The sequence below is a fragment of the Kitasatospora sp. NPDC051914 genome (assembly GCF_040680995.1).
GTDB lineage: Bacteria > Actinomycetota > Actinomycetes > Streptomycetales > Streptomycetaceae > Kitasatospora.
This window is the reverse complement of record NZ_JBFAXX010000061.1, coordinates 25,436-49,246: the sequence shown is the minus strand read 5'-3', so window position 1 is coordinate 49,246 and position 23,811 is coordinate 25,436. Positions and strand designations below refer to the sequence as shown.

21 protein-coding genes and 2 pseudogenes are annotated in these 23,811 nt (G+C 75.1%); 16 read left to right on the top strand and 7 right to left on the bottom strand.

What is annotated here, in order from left to right; translation table 11 throughout:
- Nucleotides 1–138: 138 nt before the first annotated feature.
- The 3 genes and pseudogenes from AB0M03_RS31565 to AB0M03_RS31555 all read left to right on the top strand — a co-directional run.
- Nucleotides 139–388: pseudogene (locus AB0M03_RS31565) on the top strand (alcohol dehydrogenase); the annotation flags it as partial.
- 180 nt (nucleotides 389–568) lie between these two features.
- A complete protein-coding gene (locus AB0M03_RS31560; RefSeq protein ID WP_363497717.1) occupies nucleotides 569–1,036 on the top strand; it encodes a DUF3093 family protein in 468 nt (155 codons plus the stop codon).
- A gap of 74 nt (nucleotides 1,037–1,110) precedes the next feature.
- Entirely contained in the window at nucleotides 1,111–1,551 is a 441-nt protein-coding gene (locus tag AB0M03_RS31555) for a DUF4259 domain-containing protein (RefSeq protein ID WP_363497714.1), read from the top strand.
- Between the two features lie 20 nt (nucleotides 1,552–1,571).
- On the opposite strand, the gene AB0M03_RS31550 is transcribed toward AB0M03_RS31555, so the two are convergent.
- The 4 genes and pseudogenes from AB0M03_RS31550 to AB0M03_RS31535 form a co-directional block, all read right to left on the bottom strand.
- Nucleotides 1,572–2,387 carry a serine/threonine protein kinase gene (locus AB0M03_RS31550; protein ID WP_363497711.1) on the bottom strand — a complete coding sequence of 272 codons (816 nt, stop codon included), beginning with the start codon at nucleotides 2,385–2,387 and terminating at the stop codon, nucleotides 1,572–1,574.
- A gap of 137 nt (nucleotides 2,388–2,524) precedes the next feature.
- Nucleotides 2,525–2,752, bottom strand: a pseudogene (locus AB0M03_RS31545) (rhamnogalacturonan lyase); the annotation flags it as partial.
- 79 nt (nucleotides 2,753–2,831) lie between these two features.
- Nucleotides 2,832–3,167 (bottom strand): YnfA family protein, encoded by a 336-nt coding sequence (locus AB0M03_RS31540; protein ID WP_363497708.1) that lies wholly within the window; start codon nucleotides 3,165–3,167, stop codon nucleotides 2,832–2,834.
- Between the two features lie 234 nt (nucleotides 3,168–3,401).
- Nucleotides 3,402–4,292 carry a universal stress protein gene (locus AB0M03_RS31535; RefSeq protein ID WP_363497705.1) on the bottom strand — a complete coding sequence of 297 codons (891 nt, stop codon included), beginning with the start codon at nucleotides 4,290–4,292 and terminating at the stop codon, nucleotides 3,402–3,404.
- Between the two features lie 323 nt (nucleotides 4,293–4,615).
- Between AB0M03_RS31535 and AB0M03_RS31530 the strand changes: the two genes are divergently transcribed.
- The 6 genes from AB0M03_RS31530 (at nucleotide 4,616) to AB0M03_RS31505 (ending at nucleotide 9,808) form a co-directional block, all read left to right on the top strand.
- Nucleotides 4,616–5,944 carry a deoxyribodipyrimidine photo-lyase gene (locus tag AB0M03_RS31530; protein ID WP_363497702.1) on the top strand — a complete coding sequence of 443 codons (1,329 nt, stop codon included), beginning with the start codon at nucleotides 4,616–4,618 and terminating at the stop codon, nucleotides 5,942–5,944.
- A gap of 124 nt (nucleotides 5,945–6,068) precedes the next feature.
- On the top strand, nucleotides 6,069–7,589 hold the full coding sequence (locus AB0M03_RS31525; protein WP_363497699.1) for an MFS transporter: 1,521 nt from the start codon (nucleotides 6,069–6,071) through the stop codon (nucleotides 7,587–7,589).
- Nucleotides 7,590–7,660: 71 nt separating this feature from the next.
- Nucleotides 7,661–7,819 (top strand): hydrophobic protein, encoded by a 159-nt coding sequence (locus AB0M03_RS31520; RefSeq protein WP_363497696.1) that lies wholly within the window; start codon nucleotides 7,661–7,663, stop codon nucleotides 7,817–7,819.
- 291 nt (nucleotides 7,820–8,110) lie between these two features.
- Nucleotides 8,111–8,467 carry an ATP-binding protein gene (locus tag AB0M03_RS31515; protein WP_363497693.1) on the top strand — a complete coding sequence of 119 codons (357 nt, stop codon included), beginning with the start codon at nucleotides 8,111–8,113 and terminating at the stop codon, nucleotides 8,465–8,467.
- A gap of 75 nt (nucleotides 8,468–8,542) precedes the next feature.
- Entirely contained in the window at nucleotides 8,543–9,055 is a 513-nt protein-coding gene (locus AB0M03_RS31510; RefSeq protein ID WP_363497690.1) for a hypothetical protein, read from the top strand.
- 90 nt (nucleotides 9,056–9,145) lie between these two features.
- Nucleotides 9,146–9,808, top strand: a complete 663-nt coding sequence (locus AB0M03_RS31505; RefSeq protein ID WP_363497687.1) for an HAD family hydrolase — start codon at nucleotides 9,146–9,148, stop codon at nucleotides 9,806–9,808.
- A 13-nt stretch (nucleotides 9,809–9,821) separates the two neighbouring features.
- Here the strand turns inward: AB0M03_RS31505 and AB0M03_RS31500 are convergent, their stop codons facing one another.
- Complete coding sequence (locus AB0M03_RS31500; RefSeq protein WP_363497685.1) at nucleotides 9,822–10,142, bottom strand: DUF3040 domain-containing protein; 321 nt, start codon at nucleotides 10,140–10,142, stop codon at nucleotides 9,822–9,824.
- Between the two features lie 218 nt (nucleotides 10,143–10,360).
- A complete protein-coding gene (locus tag AB0M03_RS31495) occupies nucleotides 10,361–10,768 on the bottom strand; it encodes a hypothetical protein (RefSeq protein ID WP_363497682.1) in 408 nt (135 codons plus the stop codon).
- Nucleotides 10,769–11,142: 374 nt separating this feature from the next.
- Here AB0M03_RS31495 and AB0M03_RS31490 point away from each other — a divergent pair, with 374 nt between their 5' ends.
- Entirely contained in the window at nucleotides 11,143–12,045 is a 903-nt protein-coding gene (locus AB0M03_RS31490; protein WP_363497679.1) for a SigB/SigF/SigG family RNA polymerase sigma factor, read from the top strand.
- A gap of 115 nt (nucleotides 12,046–12,160) precedes the next feature.
- The gene (locus AB0M03_RS31485; RefSeq protein ID WP_363497676.1) at nucleotides 12,161–14,614 is read left to right on the top strand and encodes a SpoIIE family protein phosphatase; all 2,454 of its coding nucleotides are present in this window, start codon (nucleotides 12,161–12,163) and stop codon (nucleotides 14,612–14,614) included.
- 41 nt (nucleotides 14,615–14,655) lie between these two features.
- On the opposite strand, the gene AB0M03_RS31480 is transcribed toward AB0M03_RS31485, so the two are convergent.
- Nucleotides 14,656–15,768: a glycosyltransferase family 4 protein gene (locus AB0M03_RS31480; RefSeq protein WP_363497673.1), complete on the bottom strand. Its 1,113-nt coding sequence runs from the start codon at nucleotides 15,766–15,768 to the stop codon at nucleotides 14,656–14,658.
- Nucleotides 15,769–15,990: 222 nt separating this feature from the next.
- Between AB0M03_RS31480 and AB0M03_RS31475 the strand changes: the two genes are divergently transcribed.
- From AB0M03_RS31475 to AB0M03_RS31455, 5 genes are all read left to right on the top strand, one after another.
- On the top strand, nucleotides 15,991–16,383 hold the full coding sequence (locus AB0M03_RS31475) for an STAS domain-containing protein (protein ID WP_363497671.1): 393 nt from the start codon (nucleotides 15,991–15,993) through the stop codon (nucleotides 16,381–16,383).
- On the top strand, nucleotides 16,380–16,811 hold the full coding sequence (locus AB0M03_RS31470) for an ATP-binding protein (RefSeq protein ID WP_363497669.1): 432 nt from the start codon (nucleotides 16,380–16,382) through the stop codon (nucleotides 16,809–16,811). The genes AB0M03_RS31475 and AB0M03_RS31470 overlap by 4 nt, the downstream gene beginning before the upstream one ends.
- Nucleotides 16,812–16,885: 74 nt before the next feature.
- Nucleotides 16,886–17,293 (top strand): hypothetical protein, encoded by a 408-nt coding sequence (locus AB0M03_RS31465; protein WP_363497666.1) that lies wholly within the window; start codon nucleotides 16,886–16,888, stop codon nucleotides 17,291–17,293.
- 138 nt (nucleotides 17,294–17,431) lie between these two features.
- Entirely contained in the window at nucleotides 17,432–21,382 is a 3,951-nt protein-coding gene (locus tag AB0M03_RS31460) for a HAMP domain-containing protein (protein WP_363497663.1), read from the top strand.
- A gap of 5 nt (nucleotides 21,383–21,387) precedes the next feature.
- A complete protein-coding gene (locus tag AB0M03_RS31455; protein WP_363497660.1) occupies nucleotides 21,388–23,721 on the top strand; it encodes a SpoIIE family protein phosphatase in 2,334 nt (777 codons plus the stop codon).
- Nucleotides 23,722–23,811 lie beyond the last annotated feature (90 nt).

Here is a 23,811-nt window from a genome sequence, read left to right as displayed (position 1 = left end):
TCACCGCAGCGATCTGGCACAACCACAAGACCGGCCAGCCAACACTGCGGTCACTCACCGCCTACGACCACTGACCTTGGAATCAACCATCTAGGGCTTGTCCGTCACTTCCCGCCGGGCCCGCGCCGCCGGACGCGCAGGTCCGGGTACGTCCGCACCCCGTTCGCCGACACCTCCCTGCACCGGCTGCCGACCGAGGTCCCCGACGAGAGCGCCCTGCTGCTCGCCGACATCCTGCCGACCGCCTACGAGGCGGGCGTCCTACGAGGTGGGCGTCCGCAACGGCCGCGTCCGACCCGGCGACACCGTCGTCGGCGCCGGACCGATCGGCCTCGCCACGATCGTCACCGCCCGGCTCCACAGCCCCGGCCGGATCATCGCGATCGACCCGGACGAGGGCCGCCACGCCGCCTCCGGCCTGGTCACCCACCGCTTCGGCCCCGACGAGATGCAGGACGCCTGTGACGTCTTCGCCGACGCCGCCGACCACGCGGCCCTCAGGGTCGCCCCGTTCCGCACCTGACGTACCGGCACCCGACGGTTCGTAAGGACGTGGCAGCATCGAGCCGTGGTCACCTACGACGAACGGCTCTCCGTCCCGCTGCGCTGGTGGCTGGCCGCGCTCGCAGCCGCCGCCGGCTTCGCCGCCGCCCTGCTGCCGCTGGGCGAGGTCCCCGCCGCGTCCGGGGCCGCACTGCTGCTGGCGATGGTCGCGTGGGCGCTGCGCGGCTACGGCGTGGTGCGCATCCGGGTCTGCGACGGCGTGCTCGTCGCCGGCCCGATCGTGCTGCGGGCCGAGCACTTCGGCTGGATCGAGATCCTCGACGAGGCCGAGGCCCTCGCCTGGCGCACCCGGCGGGCGGGCCCGCGGGCGAGGCTGCTGATGCGCGGCTACCTGCCGCAGGCCGTCCGCATCGAGATCGCCGAACCCGCCCTGCTCAGCCCCTACGTCTACCTCTCCACCCGCCGCCCCGAAGCCCTGGCCGCCGCCCTCGCCGCCGCCCGCACCCACTACGGAGTCCGGGCCGCCGCCTGAGCCGTCCGACTGTCGTACCGCCCTGCGATGCTCCGACCGGTGAAGGGCAGGACAGCGCGGACGGGATCGGGAGCATGGGCACCTGGGACACGGGACACTTCGACAACGACAGCGCCGCGGACTTCGCCGGGGCCCTGGACGACGCACCGGCCGAGGCGCGCGAGAGCATGGTCCGGGCCGCACTCCTGCGCGCCGCCGACGAGACGGACCACCTGGACCACACCGAGGCCGTCGAAGCAGTGGCGTCCGCCGCCCTGGTCGCCGCGCGCTGCCCCGGCGGCGAGCCGGTCACCACCGCGTACGGCCCGGACGAACCCGTGCCGCTGACCGCGGTCGACGACCTGCGCGAACTCGCCGTGCAGGCCCTCGACCGCGTCCTCGCCGCCGAGTCCGAACTCGCCGACCTCTGGGACGAGGCGGTCGACGGACCCGCCTGGCGCCGCGGGATCGCGCGACTGCGGGCGGCACTGGACCCGCACCCCGCCCCGCCGCAGGACGCCCTGTTCGAACTGTGAGCCCGCATCGGCGTGCCCCGTCACCGGCAGGCCCGCCAGGCGGTGGTGAAGGCGGCCACGGTCGGGTGGCGGCGGGCCGGATCGGGGTCGGTCGCCCTGGCGATCACCTCGAGACGGGCGGCCCCGCCCCGCCAGGCGCGTTCCTCGTCGCCCGCGTCCAGCAGCAGCCGGGCGGCCCGGCCCAGGGTGAAGACGGTCGTCCTGGTGTCGATCACGGCGCCCCGCGAGCACTGCTCGGGGGCCAGGTAGCGGCGTGAGCCCGGCAGCCGGTCCCCGTCCAGGACGAACGGCCCCGGGCGGTACTCGTCCAGGTCGACCAGTCGCATCCGCCGGCCGGCGAAGTCGTACAGCATCGACCCGTCGTAGAGGTCCACGGCCACGAAGCCCGCGGCCTCGACCGCCAGGTGGGCGTCCAGCAGACGGTCCAGGGCCGCGAGGACCACCGGCAGCGGCAGTGCCCGGAAACGGGCGGTCGGGCTGCCCGGACCCGTCCGGTCGCCCGACCGCCCGTCCACCGGGTGGTACAGCACCTCGCCCGGGCACCACGGCAGCACCACTGCCGGCCGCCCGTCCGCCGTGAACCGGCGCACCTGCGGCACGATCGCCGGATGCCGCACCGCCCGGTGGAACGCCCAGCCGCGGAGCAGCGACCCGGCCGCGCCCTCCGTCCGCGCCGACTTGACGAACACCCGCTTCCCGGAGGGGAGTTCGACACCGTAGGAGACGCAGCCGGAGTCCTGTCCGCGGAAGGCGGCGAACACCGTGCCGACCGAGCCGAGCCGGCCTTCGAGGTCGGTGACGACCTCACCCGCGCGCGGGAAGCGGCGATCCGTCATCCGGCCATCCTGGCACCGCTCCACCCGCGGCCGGGCGGCTTTCCGGTCGGCCGGTGTTCAGGCCACGGGGTGTACACCTTCGGACGGGCCGGGACGGCCATGCCGTTGCCGAGGAAGTACACCGCCCTGGCGGCCGCGTCCATCAGGTCGGTGGAGCCGGTCAGCGGGGCGGAGTTGAGGCGGGTGGTGCCGCGGTACACGTTGAAGGCGGTGCCGTCCGGGTCGGTGGCCGGCCAGCGCCAGGAGACCAGGTTGCCGCTGCTGCCGTGCACCGGGACCACGCCGCGGTCGAGCTTCTCCACCTGCCGGCCGGAGGCGGCGGGGGCAGTCGTTGATTGCCTCTCGCCCCGCAGTTGCCGCCGCACGAAGGAAGGTTGCCGCACACTCCGTCCGGCGACTGACCCGCGCCCCCTGAAGTGACCCCGGGCGCCTTGAAGACAGCTCTTAGCGGCCCCGCGGGGCGTACATGATGACGGCCACTCCGGCCAGGCAGACCAGGGCGCCGACGACGTCGTACCGGTCGGGGCGGTAGCCGTCCACGGCCATGCCCCAGGCGAGGGAACCGGCGACGAAGACACCGCCGTAGGCCGCGAGGATGCGGCCGAAGTCCGCGTCGTCCTGGAGGGTCGCGACGAAGCCGTAAGCGCCCAGCGCCAGCACCCCGGCACCGATCCACGCCCAGCCGCGGTGCTCCCGGGCGCCCTGCCACACCAGCCAGGCACCACCGATCTCCAGCAGGGCGGCGAGCAGGAAGAGCAGGACGGAGCGCAGCACGGTCATGGCGACGACCCTATGCGTTCGCTGCCGGGCCACCGCCCCCACCGTCGGCCGGCGGGGGCGGTGCTGCCGTCAGACCGCCGCCGGCACCGTCCGCCGGTCCTTGAGGTGGACGCCGAGGGCCACCACCGCGGTCGCCGCCGCGAGCAGGCCGACCGCGGACGCCAGACTGCCGACCCCGGCCGCCGCTGCCCCACTGCCGTGCCGTCCGGTCGAACTGACTGCCCGTCGGCTGAATCACCGGTACGGAACCACCGCAACCGGACACGTCACATGGTGGATCGCCGCATGGGCGACCGGCCCGATGTGGGCGCCGAGCGTCACCCGCCGGTCGTGCCGGCCGACCACCAGCAGGTCGACGTCCCCGCTCACCGCCTCCACCACGGCGTGGGCCGCGCTGCCGGGTACGACGCTCGCCGTCACCTCGACGTCCGGGTACCTGGCCCGCCACGGCTCGATCGCCTCGGCGAGGGCCGTCTCCTCGGCGGAGGAGAGGTCGGCGGAGATCGCCGCGATCGCGTCGAAGGCCATGTACTCGCTGCCGGCCGGCGGCCCCGCCGCGTGCAGCACCCGCAAGGGGGCCTCTCGCTGCTGTGCCGCCCGGAACGCGAAGGAGATCACCTCCGCGCACGAGTGGCGCAGGTCCAGGGCGAGCGCCACCGCCCGCCGCCCCGACCCGGCAGAGCCGCCGGCGGGGTCGGCGGCAGCCTCCGGGGAAGCTCCCGCGGTGCGTACCAGAACGACCGGGCAGGCGGCGTGGGCCAGCACCTCCTGGCTGACCGAGCCCACCAGGAACCCGCGCAGCGTGCTCAGACCGCGCGAACCCAGCACCAGCACCGATGCCTTCTCGGCCGCGGCCGTCAGCACCGTCGCCGGCCTGTCCGGCACCAGGCGGGAGCCGACCGCCACGTCACCGGCCTCCGCCCGGACGGCGGACTCCTGCTCCGCGAGCTGCTGCCGGACCCAGTGGTCGGCGTCCTCGCCGCCGAGAACGTGGTGCTTCGGCCACGGCCACGCCTGGACGAGCTCCAGCGGCAGACCGCTCCGCCCCGCCTCGGCGGTGGCCCAGCGCAGCGCGGCGATGCTCTCGGCTGATCCGTCGTAGCCGACGACGATCGGTCCGTTCACGGGAGTCTCCGAGGAATAGTGGCTTGCCGGCCCCATGGCGGCGGCACGGGGCCGGGACTGCGGCGGGCGGCAGCCGGACAGGGCGTGCCGGTCCGAAGGCCGGCGCCTGCACGTGCGGCCACCATCGCACCAGCGCCGGACCGCTTCTGCCAGGGCCGTCCGGCCCTTGTGCACACCACTGCCGTACTGCTCACCACTTCCACCATCGCCCCGGGCCGCGCCGGGCGCCCGCGGACCGCACCGGGAACGTCCCGGAACACAGGTCGGACACGCCGCTCCGATGCCGCAACAGCCGTGGTGACAGGCCCTAGCCTGGCCAGGCCATGACGATCGCCATCGCCCTGTTCACCCAGGACCTCCGCCTCCACGACAACCCCGTCCTGCACGCAGCAGCCCGCACCGCCGACCAGGTGGTCCCGCTGTTCGTCCTCGACCCCGATGTCGGGACAGCGGGCTTCGCTTCCGCCAACCGCCTCGCGTTCCTCGCCGACTGCCTGGCCGACCTGGACGATTCGCTGCGCCGCATCGGCAGCCGGCTCGTGCTGCGCAGGGGCCGGGCCGTGGCGGAGACCGCAAGGCTCGCCGACGAGGTGCGCGCGGACGCGGTCCATGTGGCCGCAGGCGTCAGTGCGTTCGCCCGCAGCCGTGAGAGCGGCCTGCGCGAGCGCTTCGGCGACCGGCTGCACGTCCACGACGGCTCGCTCACCGCGATCCCGCCGGGCGCCGTCACACCCGCGGGCAAGGACCACTACGCGGTGTTCACCCCGTACTTCCGGGCCTGGCAGCAGACGTCACGCCGACCGCCGCACCGCGCCCCCCGCCGTCTGAGCACCCCCGGCGGGCTCGCCTGCGCCGCACTCCCGACCGCACGCGCCGACTCGCCCGGACTGCCGCCCGGCGGCGAGACCGAGGCCCGGCGGCGGTGGCAGGCCTGGGACGTCGGCCGCTACGAGGAGGTGCACGACGACCTCGCAGCAGACGGCACGTCACGGCTCTCGCCCTACCTGCACTTCGGCTGCCTCTCCGCGACCGAGCTGATCGACCTCGCCGAGCGCCACGGCGGGCCCGGCGCCGAGGCCTTCGTCCGGCAGCTCGTCTGGCGGGACTTCCACCACCAGGTGCTCGCCGCCGGACCCCGGGCCGCCTGGCAGGACTACCGCACCAAGGACGACCGGTGGCGCGCGGACTCCCGCGAGGCCGAGGCCTGGCGGCAGGGCCGCACCGGGTACCCGGTGGTCGACGCCGGCATGCGCCAACTCGCGCACGAGGGCTGGATGCACAACCGCGCCCGGCTGCTCACCGCCTCCTTCCTGACCAAGACGCTCTACCAGGACTGGCGTACCGGCGCCCGGCACTTCCTCGACCTCCTGGTGGACGGCGACATCGCGAACAACCAGCTCAACTGGCAGTGGGTGGCCGGCACCGGGACGGACACCCGGCCCAACCGCGTCCTCAACCCGCTCACCCAGGCCGACCGGCTGGACCCGGACGGCGCGTACGTCCGCACGTGGGTCCCCGAGTTGGCCCACATCCCGGGCCGGGCGATCCACCGTCCCTGGCTGCTCGACCGGCCGCCCGCGGACTACCCGGAACCGCTGGTCGAACCCGGCGAGGTCGCTGCCCGCCTCCGCCGCGGCCGCGGCCTGGACTGACCGGCCCCGCCCGGGTCGGGCCGGCGCCCCCGCAAGCTGCCCCGTGTGGCGGTCTTCGGACGGGGCAGGCGGCACCGAGGCGTGGGCCGCTCCGGCCCGGGCCGGAGCGAAACGGAGGCCGAGCATGGCCGAGCCAGTGACGCCCACGGGACGGCCCGCCCGCCCGCAGGGCGAGACCATCAGAACGAACGTGCCCGCCCGACTGGACAGACTGCCCTGGTCGCGCTGGCACTGGCGCATCGTCATCGGCCTCGGAACGGTCTGGATCCTGGACGGTCTCGAGGTCACCGTCGTCGGCAACATCGCGGCCAGGCTCGCCGAGTCGGGCAGTGGCATCAGCATCAGCACCGCCCAGGTCACCACGGTGGCGGCGGCACTGTACGTGGCGGGTGCCTGCTCCGGAGCGCTGTTCTTCGGCTGGCTCACCGACCGCCTCGGCCGCAAGAAGCTCTTCATGGTGACGCTGGCCGTCTACCTGGCGGCCACCGCCGTCACGGCCCTGTCGTGGACGGCGTGGTTCTTCTTCGTCTGCCGGTTCTTCACCGGATTCGGCATAGGCGGCGAGTACGCGGCGATCAACTCCGCGATCGACGAGCTGATACCCGCCCGGGTCCGCGGCCGGATCGACCTGATCATCAACGGCAGCTTCTGGATCGGCGCCGCGATCGGCGCGTTCGCCTCGATCGCCCTGCTGAACACCACCCTGTTCGCCACGGACGCCGGCTGGCGGCTCGCCTTCGCCCTCGGCGTCGTCCTCGGCCTGGCCATCCTGCTGGTGCGCCGTCACGTTCCGGAGAGTCCACGCTGGCTCTTCACCCACGGCCGCGCCGAGGAGGCGGAACGCCTGGTCGACGACGTGGAACGCACGGTGGCGGGAGAGACCGGGAAGGAACTCCCGCCGGCCACCGAGGAGATCACCGTCCGGCCGCGGGGCCCGCTCGGCTTCGTCACCATCGCCCGCACGGTGACCTCCGCCCATCCCGAGCGCACCGGGCTGGGTCTCGCCCTCTTCGTGGGCCAGGCCTTCCTCTACAACTCGGTCACCTTCGGCTACGCGGTGATCCTCACGACCTTCTTCGAAGTCCCCGACGGCAGCACCGGCTACTACTTCGCCGTGATCGCGGTCGGGAACTTCCTCGGCCCGCTCCTGCTCGGCCACCTCTTCGACTCGGTGGGCCGCAAGCCCATGATCACGGGCACCTACATCGGGTCGGGTGTGCTGCTGTTCGGCACGGCCTGGCTGTTCCAGCAGGGAGCCCTCAACGCCACGACCATGACGGCGTGCTGGACGGCCGTCCTGTTCCTCGCCTCGGCAGGTGCCAGCGCCGCCTACCTGACCGTCAGCGAGATCTTCCCGCTGGAGACCCGGGCAATGTGCATCGCCTTCTTCTACGCGGCGGGTACCGCCATCGGCGGCATCACCGGACCGCTCCTCTTCAACGGCCTGGTCAGCAGCGGCAAGCCCGCCGACACCACACTCGCCTTCTGCATCGGCGCCTCGTTGATGGTGATCGCCGGGTCGGTCGAGGCGGCGATCGGCGTCCGCGCCGAACGCCGCAGCCTGGAGTCGCTGGCCGCACCGCTCAGCCAGGTCGAGGCCCCGGGGGCAACCAGGCCGGGGACCGTCCCGGAGGGAAGGGCCTGACGGTACCGGAGGGCCGGACACGTGTTCACGTCGGACGATGCTGGGCACACGCGCTGTCGGAGGTGTTTTCCATGGTCGCACTGCTTCTCGTACTTCTGCTGATCCTCATCCTGTTCGGTGCCGGATTCGCGGTGAACCTGCTCTGGTGGGTCGCGCTCGCGCTGCTGGTGCTCTGGGTGGTCGGCTTCTTCGCCCGCAGCGGATCGGGCGGTCGCTGGTACCGCTGGTAGCCGACCGGTGATTGCCGATCGGCGATCCACGGCGGAACGACCGCTCCTGCGAGAGCGGTGGACGCACGGAGCGCGGGGCTGCCGGCCGATCCGGCAGCCCCGACCCGTGCCGGGTGACCGAGGACGCACCGGATCGGGGGAGGCGGGCGGAGAGCCCGACCGGTGCGCCGACATCGACGGGGTGAACGCATGGCGAAGGGTTCGGGGTCCGCTCGGCGCGGTACTGCGGCGGGTCCGGCTGCGCCGCCGGAGGCCGCACAGCCGGCCGAGCGCCGCCGGTGCTACTCCGGCATGGCCGGGGACGTCCGCGCGGGCCGGGACTTCACCACCCGGGTGCTGGACGAGTGGGGGCGTCCTGGAGGGGAGGCCCTGCGTGCGGACATGCTGCTGGTGGTCTCCGAACTCCTTTCGAACGCCCTGGTGCACGCCGACGGCCCCGTCGAGCTGACGCTGCTGCGGGACGGCCCGATCGCCCGGGTCGAGGTCTTCGACACCGGGGACGGCCGTCCCGAACCGCGGAACCCGACCGACGCGGCCCACCCCGGCGGTCGCGGCCTGCACATCGTCGGACGGCTGAGCGCCGACTGGGGGGTCGTCGGCCACGACCGCGGCAAGACGGTCTGGGCCGAGCTGGACCTTCCTGCCTGAGGCGGCAGGCCTTGCATCGGTCTCCCGATCCCGGGCATACGCGCCCCAAAGACCCTTCCGGAGGGAGACGGCCCCATGCTTGCCCTCGGACTCCTGCTGCTGGCGGTGACCGGCGCGTTCACCGGACTGCTGATCGCCCAGAACCTCGACGGCGGGCCGACCTACACGGTGACCATGTTCGGCAACGACCTCGCCACCATGAACAGTCTTGCGATCTTCCTCGCGGGAATCGCGCTGACGCTGCTCTTCGTCCTCGGCTGCCTGATGGTGCTCGTCGGCCGCCGCCGTTCCGCCGAGCTGCGGGCGGCCCGTCGGGCCGGCACCGTCACCGCCGGGCGTCCCGTCCCGGCGTCCACGACGGCCGGCCACGAACCGTACCCCGAGACGGCCGGCCTCCAGCCGTACGCCGACCGGGCGCCGGTCGGCGGAATGACGGGCGCTGCCGACACCCGCGTGGCGGACACCGCCGGCGCACCTGCGCAGGCGCCGGAAGCCCGACAGGACACGGCGTACGAGGATCCGGCGCAGCAACGGACGGAGGCGGGCTGGCAAAGCTCGCCGGAGCGCCGCCGGGATCCCGGCCACTGACACCGACCCCGCGCGGGATCGGGCAGACACACACACCCGGCGCGCCGCCCGCCCGTTGTCCGGCGCGCCGGTTCCCGGAGGGAGCACGCCATGCCGGCCGCAGCCCTGTTCGACGTCGACGGCACGCTGCTCGACACCAGCTACCTGCACACCCTGGCCTGGTCGGAGGCGCTCGCCCAGTTCGGCCTGACGCCGCCGATGTCGCGCGTCCACGGCGCCATCGGCATGGCCGGCACCGAACTGCTCGAGCACGTGCTCGGTCCCGGCCGGGACCGCGACCTGGACTCCGACATCAGTGCGGCCCACCAGGCGCTGTACGCCAGGTTCTGGCCGGGGCTGCGGGCCTTCGACAGGGCGGGCGAGCTCCTGCGGGAGGTGGCGGCACGGGGGCGCCGGGTGGTGCTGGCCAGTTCGGCGTCCGGCCGCGACCTGGAGGCGATGCGGCGGGTCCTGGACGCCGAGGACGTCCTCTGGGCGGCCACCAACGCCGACGACGTCGAGACGAGCAAGCCGGCGCCGGACCTGGTGCACGCCGCCCTGGAGCGGTCCGAGGCAGGGCCGGGCGAGGCCCTGTTCGTGGGCGACACCCGCTGGGACGTCCAGGCCGCGGCCGCGGCGGGCGTGCCGTGCATCGGCGTGACCTGCGGCGGCATCGGCGAGTGCGATCTGCGCGCCGCCGGCGCACTGGAGGTCCACGCGGATCCCGCCGCCCTCCTCGCCGCCCTCGACGACAGCGCACTCGGCCGGGCCTGACCGTCCTGAACGGTCAGTGGCCGCGGTGGAGGCGCTGACCGAGGCGGCACGCCAGCCACAGCACCACACCCGCGGCGGTCGCGCCGAACACCGCCCAGGCCGCCACCGCGGCCGCCGGTGCCCCCGCGGTGAACAGGCCGAACGCACAGAGCGCGAGCAGCACCAGCGCACCGACCGGCAGCCGGCGCAGGAGTCGCCGCAGCCCGTTGAGACGGCCGAGCCGCATGGTGCGCAGGCGCAGCTCCAGGTCGGCGTCCTGGCCGAGTCCGAGTTCGATCTGGCGGAGAATCCGCTGCTCACGCCAGGAGAGGCTGGGGCCGTCCGCCGCCGTCACCTCCGTTCGCGGTCCCGGGCGGCGGCCTGTCGGCAGGCCGTGCGGCCGGTGCATCGCGGGCTCCAACCGTTCCCGCCGCCGGACCGGCCGAATGCGGCCCGTTCGGCGGTCGGGAGGGCCCGTGGTCGGCGGATGCCCGGATCCCGGCCGGTTCGAAACACGGCGCGCCGAGCCGTACCGCCGACACGTGTCGCGTGGTCACGGGCTGCGGGCGGCTGTCACCGTCGCCCGGTGCGGGGGGTGCCGGTCAGGGCGGCAACCACCGCCAGGACGCCCAGCACGGCCGCCGCCCACAGGGCACCCGACACCCACAGCGCCACCCCGGCCGCCGGATGCTGCAGGGCGGCCGCCAGGAGCGCGCCGGACACCGCGACCGCCGACGCCGACAGCATCGGCCGCCGCCCGGCCACGGCCTCGCACAGCCGCACGCGGACGGCCGGCCGGACACTGCGGGCCGCAGCAGCGGCACCGCCCGTGGAGTCCGGGGGGCCGGGGTCGGGCAGCGGGGCGGGCCCGGGATCGGGATCCGGCGGGCGCGGTACGGGATCGCCGTCCGGGTGGGGGTGGGGAGCCGGACCCGGCCGCGGCGGGTGGGTGTCGGGATCGGAGGGGACGGGCACGGTCATGGCGTTCTCATCGCCCCTCGGCGCCGAGCGCGCTCGGGTTGTTCCTCGTCATCGTCGCCGTCCTCCCGGGCCGGCCACCGGCCCGCTGCCGGCGGCCCGGGCTGCGCCTACCCGGCCTGCCCGTCCGGACACGGCGGACGCACTTTAATACGGAAGGGTTGATTCCGGTTGTGGCGGGGTAGAACCACCAGACGGAGGATTCGGGCCGACGCCCCCTCCGCCCCGGCGGCCCCCGAGCCGCCCGGATTTCTCGGCACCTCGACGTGCCGGGGCTCCGACGCCTGAAGACACCGGGCGGGCGGACGCCCCATTCCCGCACCGCGCTGCCCCGTGCGCGCGTCGTGCGGTCTCCCCCGCCCCGCGGAGATGACCCCGTGTCCGCTCCAGTCGCACCCACGACCACCGCTGTACCCACCCGAGCCACCTCCACCACCAACGCCACGGCCACAGCCCTCGAGCCCCGCCCGACCCAGCAGGAGATGCGGGCCATGGGCAAGACCGAGGCGCGGGCCCTGAGCGATGCGCTGTTCCAGCGCCTGGCCGGCCTCGAACCCGGCACCCACGCGTACAGCTACGTCCGCGGCACCATCATCGAGCTCAACATGCCGCTCGTCCGCTTCGTGGCCGCCGGCTTCCGCCACCGCGCCGCCGACATGGACGACATCCTCCAGGTCGGAACGGTCGGTCTGATCAAGGCCGTCGACGGCTTCGACCACGAGCGCGGCGTCGAGTTCGTCACCTACGCCATCCCGACCATCGCCGGCGAGGTCAAGCGGTTCTTCCGCGACACCACCTGGCCGGTGCGGGTGCCCCGCAGCCTCCAGGAGCTCTACCTGACCGTGGCGCGCTCCTCCGACCGGCTGGAGCAGGACCTCGGTCGGCAGCCCACCCCGCAGGAGCTCGCCGAGGAGCTCGGCCTCGCCCCCGACCAGGTCTCCGCAGGCCTCACCGCGGGCCGGGCCTACCGCTCGGACTCACTGGACGCACTGCGCGAGGACAGCCCCGACGAGGCCGGCAGCTCCCTGCTGGACCGGCTCGGCACCTGCGACCCCGACCTCGACCTGGTCGACTTCCGCGAGTCCGTCCGGCCGCTCCTCAACGAGCTGCCGGAACGGGAGCGGACGGTGCTGCTGCTGCGGTTCTGGGGCAACCACACCCAGTCGGAGATCGCCGCGCGGATCGGTGTCTCGCAGATGCACGTCTCCCGCATCCTCGGCGCCACCCTGGGGCTGCTGCGCGAACGCCTGGAGGACCGCGAGGCCGACGCCGCCTCGTGACCCGGGCCGACGCCCTGTGACCCGGGCCGACGCCCTGTGACCGAGGCCCGGCACCGGTCGGTGACCCGACCGTCGGTGCCGCGGCCGGGCGGACCCGCGGAGCTACGCTGAATCCGTGGCAGGCCGCGAAGAACCCCGCCCCGCGGTGCCGCCCGGCCCGGGACCCGAGCGGGCCGACGCGGACGCCGAGCGGTCGGTGCTGCACGCCACCGTGGACCGGCTCCGGGCCGAGGTCGAGGGCCTGCAGACGGCCATGCGGACCCGGGCGGTCATCGAGCAGGCCAAGGGGCTGCTGGCCGAACGCCACGGCTGCACCCCCGACCAGGCCTTCGACCGCCTCGTCCGGCTCTCCCAGGACCGCAACCGCAAGCTGGTCGACATCGCCGCCGACCTGATCGGCAGCGTCGCACCCCTGGCGTCGGACCCCGCCGTCCCCGTTCCCGCACCGCCCGCGCCCGACGCGGAGACCGGGACCGACGGCCCCGAGGCCCCGGCGCCCACGCCCCCCGCACCGGGCCGGCCCGCCCAGGGCCTCGCCGCCCGCTACCACCTCGCCGCCGCCGCCCTCGCCTCGGTCGACAGCGCCGACGACCTCGCCCGGCTGCTCCACGAGACCGCCCTCGCCCCGCTGGGCGTCTCCGCCGCCGTCCTCGCCCTGCTCGAACCCGACGGCGCGCTGCGCCTGGTCGCCAGCCACGGCGTCCCGGCGCGCCGGCTCAGCCAGTGGCAGCGCATCCCGCCGCTGACCACCCTCCCGCTCACCGAGGCGGCGCAGCTCGGCACCCCCGTGTGGGTCGCCGACCGGACGGACTTCGCCGCCCGCTACCCCGACGTGACCGGCGAGGACCTCGTCCCGGGGCGCACCGTCTGCGCGCTGCCGCTGCGCACCGGCGGCCGGGTGATCGGCGCGATGAAGCTGGGCTGGGCCGAGAGCTACCGGCCCGAGCCGGAGGCCGAGCGGTACCTCGCGGCGATCGCCGCGCTGTGCGCCGCCGAACTGCTCAGGGTCGGCGCCCGCGGCGCCGCCGGGGGCATCACCCGGACGGCGCCGGTCGCCGAACCCTGGTTCCGTGCCGTCCTCGACGCACTGCTCGACCCGGTGCTGATCCTCGGGGCCGTCCGGGAGGATGACGGCCGGGTCTGTGACCTGCGGGTCGAGTACGCCAACGCGGCCACCGTCGACCCGGCCGGCCGGACCGCCGAGGCCGTGGTGGGCCGCCGCCTCACCGAGCTCTACCCGGGCATGGTGGTCTCCGGCACCTTCGGCCGGCTGCTGGAGGTGGCCGACACCGGCGTGCCGTACGAGGGCGACGCCGAGCAGTTCGAGGAGGTCGTGGACGGCGCCGTCCGGTCGTCCGCGATGACCCTGCACGCCACGCCGTTCCTGGACGGCGTCCTGGTCAGCTGGCGTGCCCACGGCGACCAGGAACGGCGGGACGCCCAGCTCGCCCAGGCGCAGCGGCTGGCCCGGCTCGGCACCTGGAGCTGGGAGCCGGGCGCCGCGCGCCTCACCTGCTCGCCCGAGGTGCCCAGGCTGCTGGGCCTGCCGGACGACGGCAGCGGCTGGATCGGCATCGCCCGGGCGCTGGCCGCCGTCGCGCCCGGCGACCGCGAGGAGGTACGGGCGGCCGCCGGGCGGGTGCTCGCCGGGACCGCCGACACCACCCTGGAGTTCCGGGTCGGCCGCGAGGGCAGCACCCGGAGCCTGCGGGTGCTGGCCACCGCGGTCCGCGGCGTCGCGGGCGCCGACGTGGTCGCCGTGCGCGGCGTCGTCCAGGACGTCACCGACCGGCGCCGCACCGAGCAGGCCCTGGCCGGGACCCGCAACCGGCTCGCCGAGCAGCGCCGCCGCACCGAGACCGAGCACCGGGCCGTGGTGGCCCTCCAGCGCGCCCTGATGGACGCCCCGGCGGGACCGCCCGTACCCGGGCTGCACACCGCCGCCCGCTACCTGCCGGCCGGCCGCGGCAACAAGGTCGGCGGCGACTGGTGGGACGTCCTCGCGCTGCCCGACGGCGCCGTCCTCGTCGTCGTCGGCGACGTCTCCGGCCACGGGCTGCGCGCCGCCGCCGGCATGGCCAACCTGCGGCACGCACTGCGCGGCCTCGCCCACACCGGCGCCCCGCCCGAGGAGCTCCTCGGCCGCCTCAACCGGATGCTCTGCCACGAGCGCGGCGACTACATCGCCACCGCCGTCTGCGGCCGCCTCGACCCGGCCACCCGCACGCTCGCCTGGGCCCGGGCCGGCCACCTGCCCCCCGTCGTCACCCGCGGCGGATCCGCCCGGCTGCTGGAGATGCCCGAGGGCATGCTGCTCGGCGCCGTACCGAGGGCGGTCTACCGCCCCGCCGAGATCCGCCTCGACCCCGACGACACCCTGCTGCTCTACACCGACGGGCTGGTGGAACGCCGCGGCGACGACCTCGGACGCGGTGTCCACCGCCTGGTCGACGCCCTGCGCGACTACCGCGCCACCGACATCGAGGGCTGCCTCGACCACGTCCTGCGCCGCCTCGGCGCCCCCAACCCGCTCGACGACACCTGCCTGGTGGGCCTCCGCCTCGGCTGACCGCACCGGCGCGCCGTCCGCAGGTGGGCTGCCGTGCGGTGTCAGCCGGTGAGGGTGCGGTAGACCTGTTCCAGCCGGTCGGCGACGCGTGGCCAGGCGTGGCGGGCGCGGGCGCGGTCGGTGCCGGCGATGCCCAGGGCCTGGCAGCGGGCCGGGTCGGCGAGCAGGAGGCCGACGGCCCGGCCCAGCGGCCGGGGTGCGGCGGTGGGCAGGAGCACTCCGGTGACCCCGTCCACCACCAGGTCGTGCACGGTGCCGCCGTCGACCGCCACCACCGGCACGCCGCAGGCCATCGCCTCCAGTACGGACTGCCCGGACGCGGTGGCCGGCCGGGCGGTGACCAGCAGGGTGGCGGCCCGCAGCAGACCGGGCACCTCCCCGTGCGGCACCTCCGGCAGCCGGCGGACGGGGCCCTCGGAGGGCTCGGCATCGCCGCCCACGACGGTCAGCAGGGCGCCCGGCAGGTCCGCGACCGCCCTGGTCACCGTGTCCACGCCGGTACGGGAGCGGCCGCCGTCCAGGCAGAGCAGCTGCGGCGGGCCGGGCGGCGGGTAGCTGTCGGCGGGGGAGAAGAGGCCGGTGTCGACGCCCAACGGCACCGTCCGGACCCGGCGGCGGTCCGCGCCGAAGCCGACCAGCAGCTCCGCCTCGGCCGCGGAGTGGGCGAGCAGGAGGTCCGCCCGGCGGGCGACCGCGCACCGCAGCCGGTGCACCCGGCCGGCGGAGGCGGCGGGCAGCGGATCGCCGCCGTGCAGGGCGCCGGCCCGCTCGTGCACGATCGGCGGCCCGGCGGCGGGTCCGGCCGCCGCGGCGGCCAGTGCGGCGAGGGCGGCGTCGAGCCCGCAGGTGTGCACCACGGACGGCGGGTCCGCCTCCCAGTGGCGGGCCAGCTGATCGGCCAGTGCCGACACGCACTCCAGTGCGTCGTCCGCGGCGAGCGGCCGGGCCGGGCCGACGGGCAGGGCGTGGGTGGCGGGCTGCGGGCCGTCGGCGTCGGCGCCCGGCGGTCCGTGCCGGTCCGTGCCGGTCCCGTCCGCGCGGGCGAACAGCGAGACCCGGTGTCCGGCGGCCGCCAGCGACCGGCCGGGCTCGGCGGCGCCGCCGCCGGGCGGCCAGGGGCCCCGGCCCTCCCCGATCACGACGGCGACGTACATGGGCGGCTCCCGTGGTTCGGCCGGAACCCGGAACGGCTCGACGGGACGGGCGCGGCCGGCATGTCCGGAACGGCCCGACGGTGCCGGGCCGGTCGGGACGCTCGGCGTCTGGCCCGCAGCGGGCCGCCCAAACGTCCTGTGGACCGGACCTCGGGCCAGCGGGGGATTCGCCGGACGCCGACCTATGGTGGAGGGAGCACCCCCGAGGACGGGAGCCGGGCCATGGACGCTGACACCGAGGCGGTCGGCGGGCCTGCGGGCGCCGCGCAGCTGACCGTCTCCGTGGACCGCACGGCCGACCGCCGGGTGCTCCGGCTGGTCGGCGAGCTGGACCACGACAGCGCCGGGCCGTTCCGCGAGGCGCTCGACACCGCCGTCGCCGAGCCGCCGCCGCTGGTGGTCGTGGACTGCTCCGGCCTGTCGTTCTGCGACTCCACCGGCCTGAACCTGCTGCTGCGGGCCCGCCTGGCGGCCCTGTCGAACGGCGGCGAGGTCGTCCTGGCCGGGCCGACCCCGATGGTGCAGCGGATGCTGGAGATCACCGGCGCGGGGGAGATCTTCGGGGTCTTCGGGACCGCCGCGGAGGCCGGGCCGGGACGGGGCGGCGGTCCATGACCGGGCCGGCCGCCCCCGCGGAGCAGGTCCGCAGGCTGGCCCTGTACGAGTCCCGCGGTGCGGTGCAGCACTGCCGGGACTTCACCCGCAAGGCCCTGTACGACTGGGGGTGGCTGCCCGCGCCGGACGGCGAACGCCGTGCCGTCGCCGAGGACGTGCTGCTGATGGTCAGCGAACTGGTCACCAATGCCTGCCTGCACGCCGGCGGGCCCCGGGAGCTGGTGCTGCACCGCATCGGGGACGGGCTGCGGGTCGAGGTCTCCGACGACAGCCGGGAACTGCCGGTGCTGCAGACCGACCGCCCCCGCTCCGCGCCGGGCGGCCACGGCCTGCGGGTGGTCGACCGCCTCGCCGCGGCCTGGGGCAGCGTGCCGCGCCAGCCGGGCAAGACCGTCTGGCTGGAGGTCGAGGCCCCCGCCTGGGACTGAGCCGTCCGGTGCACGCCCCGACCGCCCGGACGGTCGGGGCGTGTGGCCGGCGGGCGCCCGGGTAGGCGCCGGGCATGGATGCATCCGATGCGTTCGACCGGCGGTCGGACCACGACCTTCCGGAGCTGTGCGACGTGTGCGGCGCCGTCCTGGAGAACGGCGAGGAGTTGTACGCCCTCGTGCCGGACTCCTCGGCGGTGCACGCCTTCGAACCGGACTTCGACGGGAAGCGGGTCCTGACCGCCTGCGGCGTCGACCACCTGGCGGAGATCGTCGACCAGTACCGGCGCCGCCCGTTCGTACCGGAGGAGCAGTGGGCGGGGAAGATCTGCCGCGCACTGGAGCAGACCGGGGAGCCGCTCACCCTGGACGAACTGGCGGCGATCAGCGGCCTGTCGCAGGAGCAGGTGGACCGCGGCGTCGACTGGCACAACACGCGCGTCCGTGCGCTGCAGCACCGCTGGGACGGTCCGGCCCGGTGAGCCCGGAAAGGCCCGCGGCCCACTGCCGGGCCGGGAGCCGGAGCGCGGGCCGCAGCGGCCCCGGCGGTGGCAGAGTGGACTTCAGAGACATCCGCAGAGCCATCCGTCCGCAGCCGCCGCACCACGCCGAGGGCGAGGATGAACAAGCCCCTTCCGCCCGGTCCCCGTGACCCGTCCGGCCGTCACGACGGGGCAGCGCCCGACCGGTCCGCAGGCGTCCGGCCGGGCTCCGACGCCCGCGCGCCCGGCCCGCCCGCCACCCCCGGAGCCCCGGAAGCCCCCGGGGCGCGGGACACCGCGCTGTCCGAGGACGGCCTGCGCGGCCTGCTCGCCGGGCTCACCGCCGTCCGGGACGGCGACTTCGGCACCCGCCTCGAGGAGGGCGGGCCGGGCCTGCTCGGCGAGATCGCCGAAGTGTTCAACGGCATGGCCGGCCAGCTGTCCCGGGTCACCGACGAGGTGACCCGGGTCGCGCGGGAGGTCGGCAGCGACGGCCGGCTCGGCGGCCAGGCCGAGGTCGCGGGCGTCTCCGGCAGCTGGCGCGAACTCACCGACTCCGTCAACGCGATGGCCGGCAACCTCACCACGCAGGTCCGCAACATCGCCCAGGTCACCACCGCCGTCGCCCAGGGGGACCTGACGCAGAAGATCGAGGTGGACGCACGGGGCGAGATCCTCGAACTGAAGAACACCGTGAACACCATGGTCGACCGGCTGTCGGCGTTCGCGGGCGAGGTGACCCGGGTGGCGCGCGAGGTGGGCACGGAGGGCCGGCTCGGCGGTCAGGCCACCGTGCGGGACGTCTCCGGCACCTGGCGGGACCTGACCGACTCGGTGAACTTCATGGCCGGCAACCTCACCACCCAGGTCCGCTCCATCGCCGAGGTCGCCACCGCCGTCGCCCGCGGCGACCTCACCCAGAAGATCCGGATCGACGCCCGCGGCGAGATCCTCGAACTCAAGGAGACCATCAACACGATGGTCGACCAGCTGTCCGCGTTCGCCGACGAGGTCACCCGGGTCGCCCGCGCCGTCGGCACCGAGGGCAGCCTCGGCGGACAGGCCACCGTCCGCGGCGTCTCCGGCACCTGGAAGGACCTCACCGACAACGTCAACGTGATGGCCTCCAACCTGACCGACCAGGTCCGCTCGATCGCCCAGGTCGCGGCCGCCGTCGCCAAGGGCGACCTGTCGCAGCGGATCACCGTCGCCGCCCGCGGCGAGGTCGCCGGCCTCGCCGACGCCATCAACACCATGGTCGACACGCTGTCCGCGTTCGCCGACGAGGTCACCCGGGTCGCCCGCGAGGTCGGCACCGAGGGCATCCTCGGCGGCCAGGCCACCGTGCCCAACGTCGCCGGTACCTGGAAGGACCTCACCGACAACGTCAACTCGATGGCGAACAACCTGACCAACCAGGTCCGCAACATCGCCCAGGTCACCACCGCCGTCGCCCGCGGCGAACTCAACCGCAAGATCGACGTCGACGCCCGCGGCGAGATCCTCGAACTCAAGACCACCATCAACACCATGGTCGACCAGCTGTCCTCCTTCGCCGCCGAGGTCACCCGGGTCGCCCGCGAGGTCGGCAGCGAGGGCCGGCTCGGCGGCCAGGCGGAGGTCGAGGGCGTCTCCGGCACCTGGAAGCGCCTCACCGAGAACGTCAACGAACTCGCCGGCAACCTCACCCGGCAGGTCCGCGCGATCGCCGAGGTCACCGGCGCCGTCGCCGAGGGCGACCTCACCCGCTCCATCAGCGTCGACGCCTCCGGCGAGGTCGCCGACCTGAAGGACAACATCAACTCCATGGTGGAGTCCCTGCGCCAGACCACCCGCGCCAACCAGGAACAGGACTGGCTCAAGACCAACCTCGCCGCGCTCACCGGCCTCATCCAGGGCCACCGCGACCTCACCGCCGTCGCCGACCTCATCATGAACGAGCTGACCCCGCTGGTCGACGCCCAGTACGGCGCCTTCTACCTCGCCGAGGACACCCCCGGCGGCACCCAACTCGCCCTCGTCAGCTCCTACGGACGCCCGGCCGGCGACCGCCCCGCCCGCCTCGCCCTCGGCGAGTCCCTGGTCGGCCAGGCCGGACTCGCCCGCCGCACCATCGCCGTCGGCGACCTCCCGGACGGCTACGCCGCCATCTCCTCCAGCCTCGGCAGCGCCCCGCCGCGCGAACTCGTCGTCCTGCCCGTCGTCGTCGAGGACCAACTGCTCGCCGTCGTCGAGATCGCCTCCCTGCACCCCTTCGCCGACGTCCACCGCGACTTCCTCGGCCGCTTCGCCGACGCCGTCGGCGCCAACATCTCCATGCTGCTCGCCAACGCCCGCACCGACGAACTCCTCGAGGAGTCCCAGCGCCTGACGGCCGAACTCCGCGCCCGCTCCGAGGAACTCCAGAACGGCCAGCAGGAACTCCGCAGCTCCAACGCCGAACTCGAGGACAAGGCCGACCTGCTCGCCGCCCAGAACCGCGACATCGAGGCCAAGAACCTGGAGATCGAACAGGCCCGCCGCGAACTCGAGGAACGCGCCCGCCAGCTCGCCCGCACCTCCATGTACAAGTCCGAGTTCCTCGCCAACATGAGCCACGAGCTGCGCACCCCGCTCAACAGCCTGCTCATCCTCGCCCAGCTGCTCTCCCAGAACCCGGCCGGCAACCTGACGGCCAAACAGGTCGAGTACGCGGAGATCATCCACTCCGCGGGCTCCGACCTGCTCCAGCTGATCAACGACATCCTCGACCTGTCCAAGGTCGAGGCCGGGAAGATGGACATCCACGTCGAACGGTTCCCGCTGCGCGAACTCCTCGACTACGTCGAGTCCACCTTCCGGCCGCTCGCCGGGCAGAAGCGCCTCGACTTCCGGGTCGTCACCGCCCCCGGCACCCCCGACGTCCTGCTCACCGACCAGGCCAGGCTGCGCCAGATCCTGCGCAACCTGCTCTCCAACGCCGTCAAGTTCACCGACTCCGGACGCGTCGAACTGCGCATCGGGGCCTCCACCGCCGAGGAGTCCGACGCCGATTCCGGCGTCCCGCCCGGCGGCCTCGCGCTCCGGGTCACCGACACCGGCATCGGCATCGCCGAACAGCACCTCGAATCGATCTTCGGCGCCTTCCAGCAGGCCGACGGCACCACCAGCCGCCGCTACGGAGGCACCGGACTCGGACTCTCCATCAGCCGCGAACTCGCCCACCTCCTCGGCGGCACCATCACCTCCCGCAGCACCCTCGGCGAAGGCAGTTGCTTCACCCTGCACCTCCCCGCCACCGTCGGGGTCGGCCCGGTCCGGCCCGCCGCCCCGGCCCACCCGGCCCGCCTCCTCGTCGTCGAGGCCGACCCGCCCGGCCTGCTCACCGCCGTCGCCGCCAGCGCCGCCGCCCACCGGGACCCGCCCGCCGAACTGCGCTCCGTCCGCGACGCGCAGGAGGTCCGCGCCGCCCTCGACGACGGGCCCTGGCGGTCCGCCGTCGTCGACCTCGACCTGCCCCCCGAGCGGCTGCAACCCGTCCTCGACGAGCTGCTCGGCAGCGGCCCCCCGGTCATCGGATACACCGAGAACCCCGTTGCGCCGCCCGGCCCCGGCGCCCCCGTACCCGCCACCGGCCTGGACGACCTCCGCGAGCGGATCAGAGCCGCCACCGGGCCGGACGCCGCCGACGACGACGCCGCCCCGGACATCCGCCCGCCCGAAACCCTCCCGCGGCTGGCCGGCCGCACGATCCTGATCGTCGACGACGACGCCCGCAACGTCTTCGCCATCACCGGCATGCTCGAACTCCACGGCGCCCGCGTCCTGCACGCCGACAACGGCCGCACCGGCCTGGACGTGCTGCGCGGCCACCCCGAGACCGGCCTCGTCCTGATGGACGTGATGATGCCCGAGATGGACGGCGACGCCGCCACCGCCGCCATCCGCAGGGAGGCCGGCCTCTCCGACCTGCCGATCATCGCCCTCACCGCCAAGGCCATGCCCGGCGACCGCGCCCGCAGCCTCGCCGCCGGCGCCAACGACTACATCACCAAGCCCGTCGACACCGAGCACCTGCTCGACCGCATCGTCCACTGGCTGGACGGCTGACCGCCATGGACCGGCCCCGCCCCACCGACGCACCCGCGGACACCCAAGACGAGCCGTTGGTGGGCCGGGTGCCGCTCACCCCGGCCGAATCCGCCGACGCCCGGGTGGACCGGCTCGCCGACGCCGTCCGACGCCTGGACAACCGGTACGAGGAGCTCCGCCTCCGCCTCGCCGTCCGACCCGTCGTCGAGATCGCCACCGGCATGCTCGCCGAACGCCTCGGCTGCCCGCCCGCCGACGCCGCCGCCCAACTCGCCGACCTCGCCGCCGGCGCGAACGTCCCCGTCCACCGGTTCGCCGCCGAGATCATCGGCTCCGCGGCCGCCACCGGCCCGACCGTCGGCGAGGAACCGGCCCACCGGCCGCCGGCCGCACCCCGGCCGCCCACCGACGCCGACACCGTCGCCCGCGCCGTCCTCGACCACACCGCCGACCTGCTCGCCGCCGACACCGCCGTCCTCTGGGGACTCGCCGACGACGGCGGCTTCGCCCTGCTCGGCCAGGCCGGCCTCCCACCCGAGGACGTCCGTGGCTGGCACCACGTCCCCCCGGGCATCGACACCCCCGCCCGGCTCGCCGCCCGCACCGCCACCGGCCTCTGGCCCGAGGACGGACCCGCCGCCACCGGCACCCCGACCGTCGGCCTCGCCACCGCCCCGTACCGGCTCGCCCTGCCCGTCCGCCGCCGCGGACGCCTGCTCGGCGCCCTGGAACTCGGCTGGGCCGAACCCCCGCACCCACTGCCGCCCGCCGCACCCGCCCGGCTGCGCGCCCTCGCCGAGGTCTGCGCCATCACCGTCGACCCCGTGCCACCCGCCCCGGACGACCCACCGCCCCGACCCGAGACCGCCGCCCTCGAAGCCCTCCTCGACCCCGCACTGCTCCTCGCCCCCGTCGAGGCCGCCGACGGCACGATCGCCGACTTCCGCATCCTGCGCACCAACCACCGCTTCCGCGACCCGGCCGGCCGCCCCCGCACCCGCATCGAAGGAGCCTCCCTGCTCGAGACCTACCCGATGGCCGGCAGCCGCGGCCTCCTCGACCGGCTCGCCGCCGTGCACACCACCGGAGAACCCGTCCGCGAGGACTTCGCCCTCACCTTCCTCACCGAGGACCTGACCCGGCTGCCCGTCGTCGCCCGGATCGGCGCCGCCCGCACCGACGGCCACCTGCTGGTCAGCTGGCAGATCGAGGACGCCGACGCCCGCCTCGTCGGCCTCGTGCACAGCGCCCAGCGGCTGGCCCGCGTCGGAGGCTTCGAAGAGGACCTCCTCACCGGCGACATCCTCTGGAACGAGCGGCTCTTCGACCTCTACGGCCTCCCGCCCGACGCCACACCCGTACCGCTCGCCGCCCTCGCCGCGCACGTCCACCCCGACGACCGCCCCCTCGTCCGCCGCCTCGTCAACGGCGTCCTGAACGAGGCCCGCGCCGCCTCCGCCGCCTTCCGCCTCCTGCGGCCCGACGGACGCACCCGCTACGCCCGCATCGTCGCCGAACCCGTCACCGACCCCGCCGGCCGGGTCGTCCTCGTCCGCGGCGCCGGCCAGGACGTCTCCGACCAGCACCGCACCGAACTCGCCCTCGCCGCCACCCGCGAACGCCTCGCCGACAGCGAACTCGAGGCCGCCCAGCGCCACCGCCTCGCCCTGCGCCTCCAGGAAGCCATCCTCCCGCCGGAACCCCCGCCACTCGACCGGACCAGGCTGCACGCAGCCGTCCGCTACCGCCCCGCCGTCGAACGCGAACGGGTCGGCGGCGACTGGTACGACGTCCTCCCGCTCCCCGACGGCGGCGCCCTGTTCTCCGTCGGCGACATGGCGGGTCACGGCGTCGAGGCCGCCACCGGCATGGTCGCACTCCGCAACGCCCTGCGCGGACTCGCCGTCACCGGCGCCGGCCCCGCCCGACTGATGGACTGGCTCAACCTCACCGCACTCGCCCTGCCGGACCCCGCCACCGCCACCGCCGTCTGCGCCCGCTGGGACCCGGACACCCGCACCCTGCACTGGGCCCGCGCCGGACACCCCCCACCCGTCCTGCTGCGGGCCGGCCGCCCGGAGGTCCTGCCCCTGCCGCACGGCCTGCTGCTCGGCGCCGCCCCGGACGCCGAGTACGAGGAGCACTCCCTGACCATGCAGCCCGGCGACGCCCTGCTGCTCTACACGGACGGCCTGATCGAGCGCCGCGGCACCGCCGACGACGAGTCGCTGCGCACCCTGCTGGAGGCCGCCGGCCCACCCGGCCCCGACCTCGGCGCCTACCTGGACGCCCTGCTCACCCACAGCGCCTCCGACACCGACGACGACACCTGCCTCATCGCCGTCCGCGCCGACTGACCGGCCAACGAGTCAGGGGCTCGGGCGAACCCACAGGGGCGCTGGGGGCACCTATGGGTTCGCCCGAGCCCTGTGGGGGCCCCTCTGCCT

Coding starts and splice junctions, on each gene's coding strand:
- AB0M03_RS31555 (WP_363497714.1), top strand. CDS start 1,111: ATGGGCACCTGGGACACGGGACACTTCGACAACGACAGCGCCGCGGAC.
- AB0M03_RS31550 (WP_363497711.1), bottom strand. CDS start 2,387: ATGACGGATCGCCGCTTCCCGCGCGCGGGTGAGGTCGTCACCGACCTC.
- AB0M03_RS31540 (WP_363497708.1), bottom strand. CDS start 3,167: ATGACCGTGCTGCGCTCCGTCCTGCTCTTCCTGCTCGCCGCCCTGCTG.
- AB0M03_RS31530 (WP_363497702.1), top strand. CDS start 4,616: ATGACGATCGCCATCGCCCTGTTCACCCAGGACCTCCGCCTCCACGAC.
- AB0M03_RS31525 (WP_363497699.1), top strand. CDS start 6,069: ATGGCCGAGCCAGTGACGCCCACGGGACGGCCCGCCCGCCCGCAGGGC.
- AB0M03_RS31520 (WP_363497696.1), top strand. CDS start 7,661: ATGGTCGCACTGCTTCTCGTACTTCTGCTGATCCTCATCCTGTTCGGT.
- AB0M03_RS31515 (WP_363497693.1), top strand. CDS start 8,111: ATGGCCGGGGACGTCCGCGCGGGCCGGGACTTCACCACCCGGGTGCTG.
- AB0M03_RS31510 (WP_363497690.1), top strand. CDS start 8,543: ATGCTTGCCCTCGGACTCCTGCTGCTGGCGGTGACCGGCGCGTTCACC.
- AB0M03_RS31505 (WP_363497687.1), top strand. CDS start 9,146: ATGCCGGCCGCAGCCCTGTTCGACGTCGACGGCACGCTGCTCGACACC.
- AB0M03_RS31495 (WP_363497682.1), bottom strand. CDS start 10,768: ATGACCGTGCCCGTCCCCTCCGATCCCGACACCCACCCGCCGCGGCCG.
- AB0M03_RS31480 (WP_363497673.1), bottom strand. CDS start 15,768: ATGTACGTCGCCGTCGTGATCGGGGAGGGCCGGGGCCCCTGGCCGCCC.
- AB0M03_RS31475 (WP_363497671.1), top strand. CDS start 15,991: ATGGACGCTGACACCGAGGCGGTCGGCGGGCCTGCGGGCGCCGCGCAG.
- AB0M03_RS31470 (WP_363497669.1), top strand. CDS start 16,380: ATGACCGGGCCGGCCGCCCCCGCGGAGCAGGTCCGCAGGCTGGCCCTG.
- AB0M03_RS31465 (WP_363497666.1), top strand. CDS start 16,886: ATGGATGCATCCGATGCGTTCGACCGGCGGTCGGACCACGACCTTCCG.
- AB0M03_RS31460 (WP_363497663.1), top strand. CDS start 17,432: ATGAACAAGCCCCTTCCGCCCGGTCCCCGTGACCCGTCCGGCCGTCAC.
- AB0M03_RS31455 (WP_363497660.1), top strand. CDS start 21,388: ATGGACCGGCCCCGCCCCACCGACGCACCCGCGGACACCCAAGACGAG.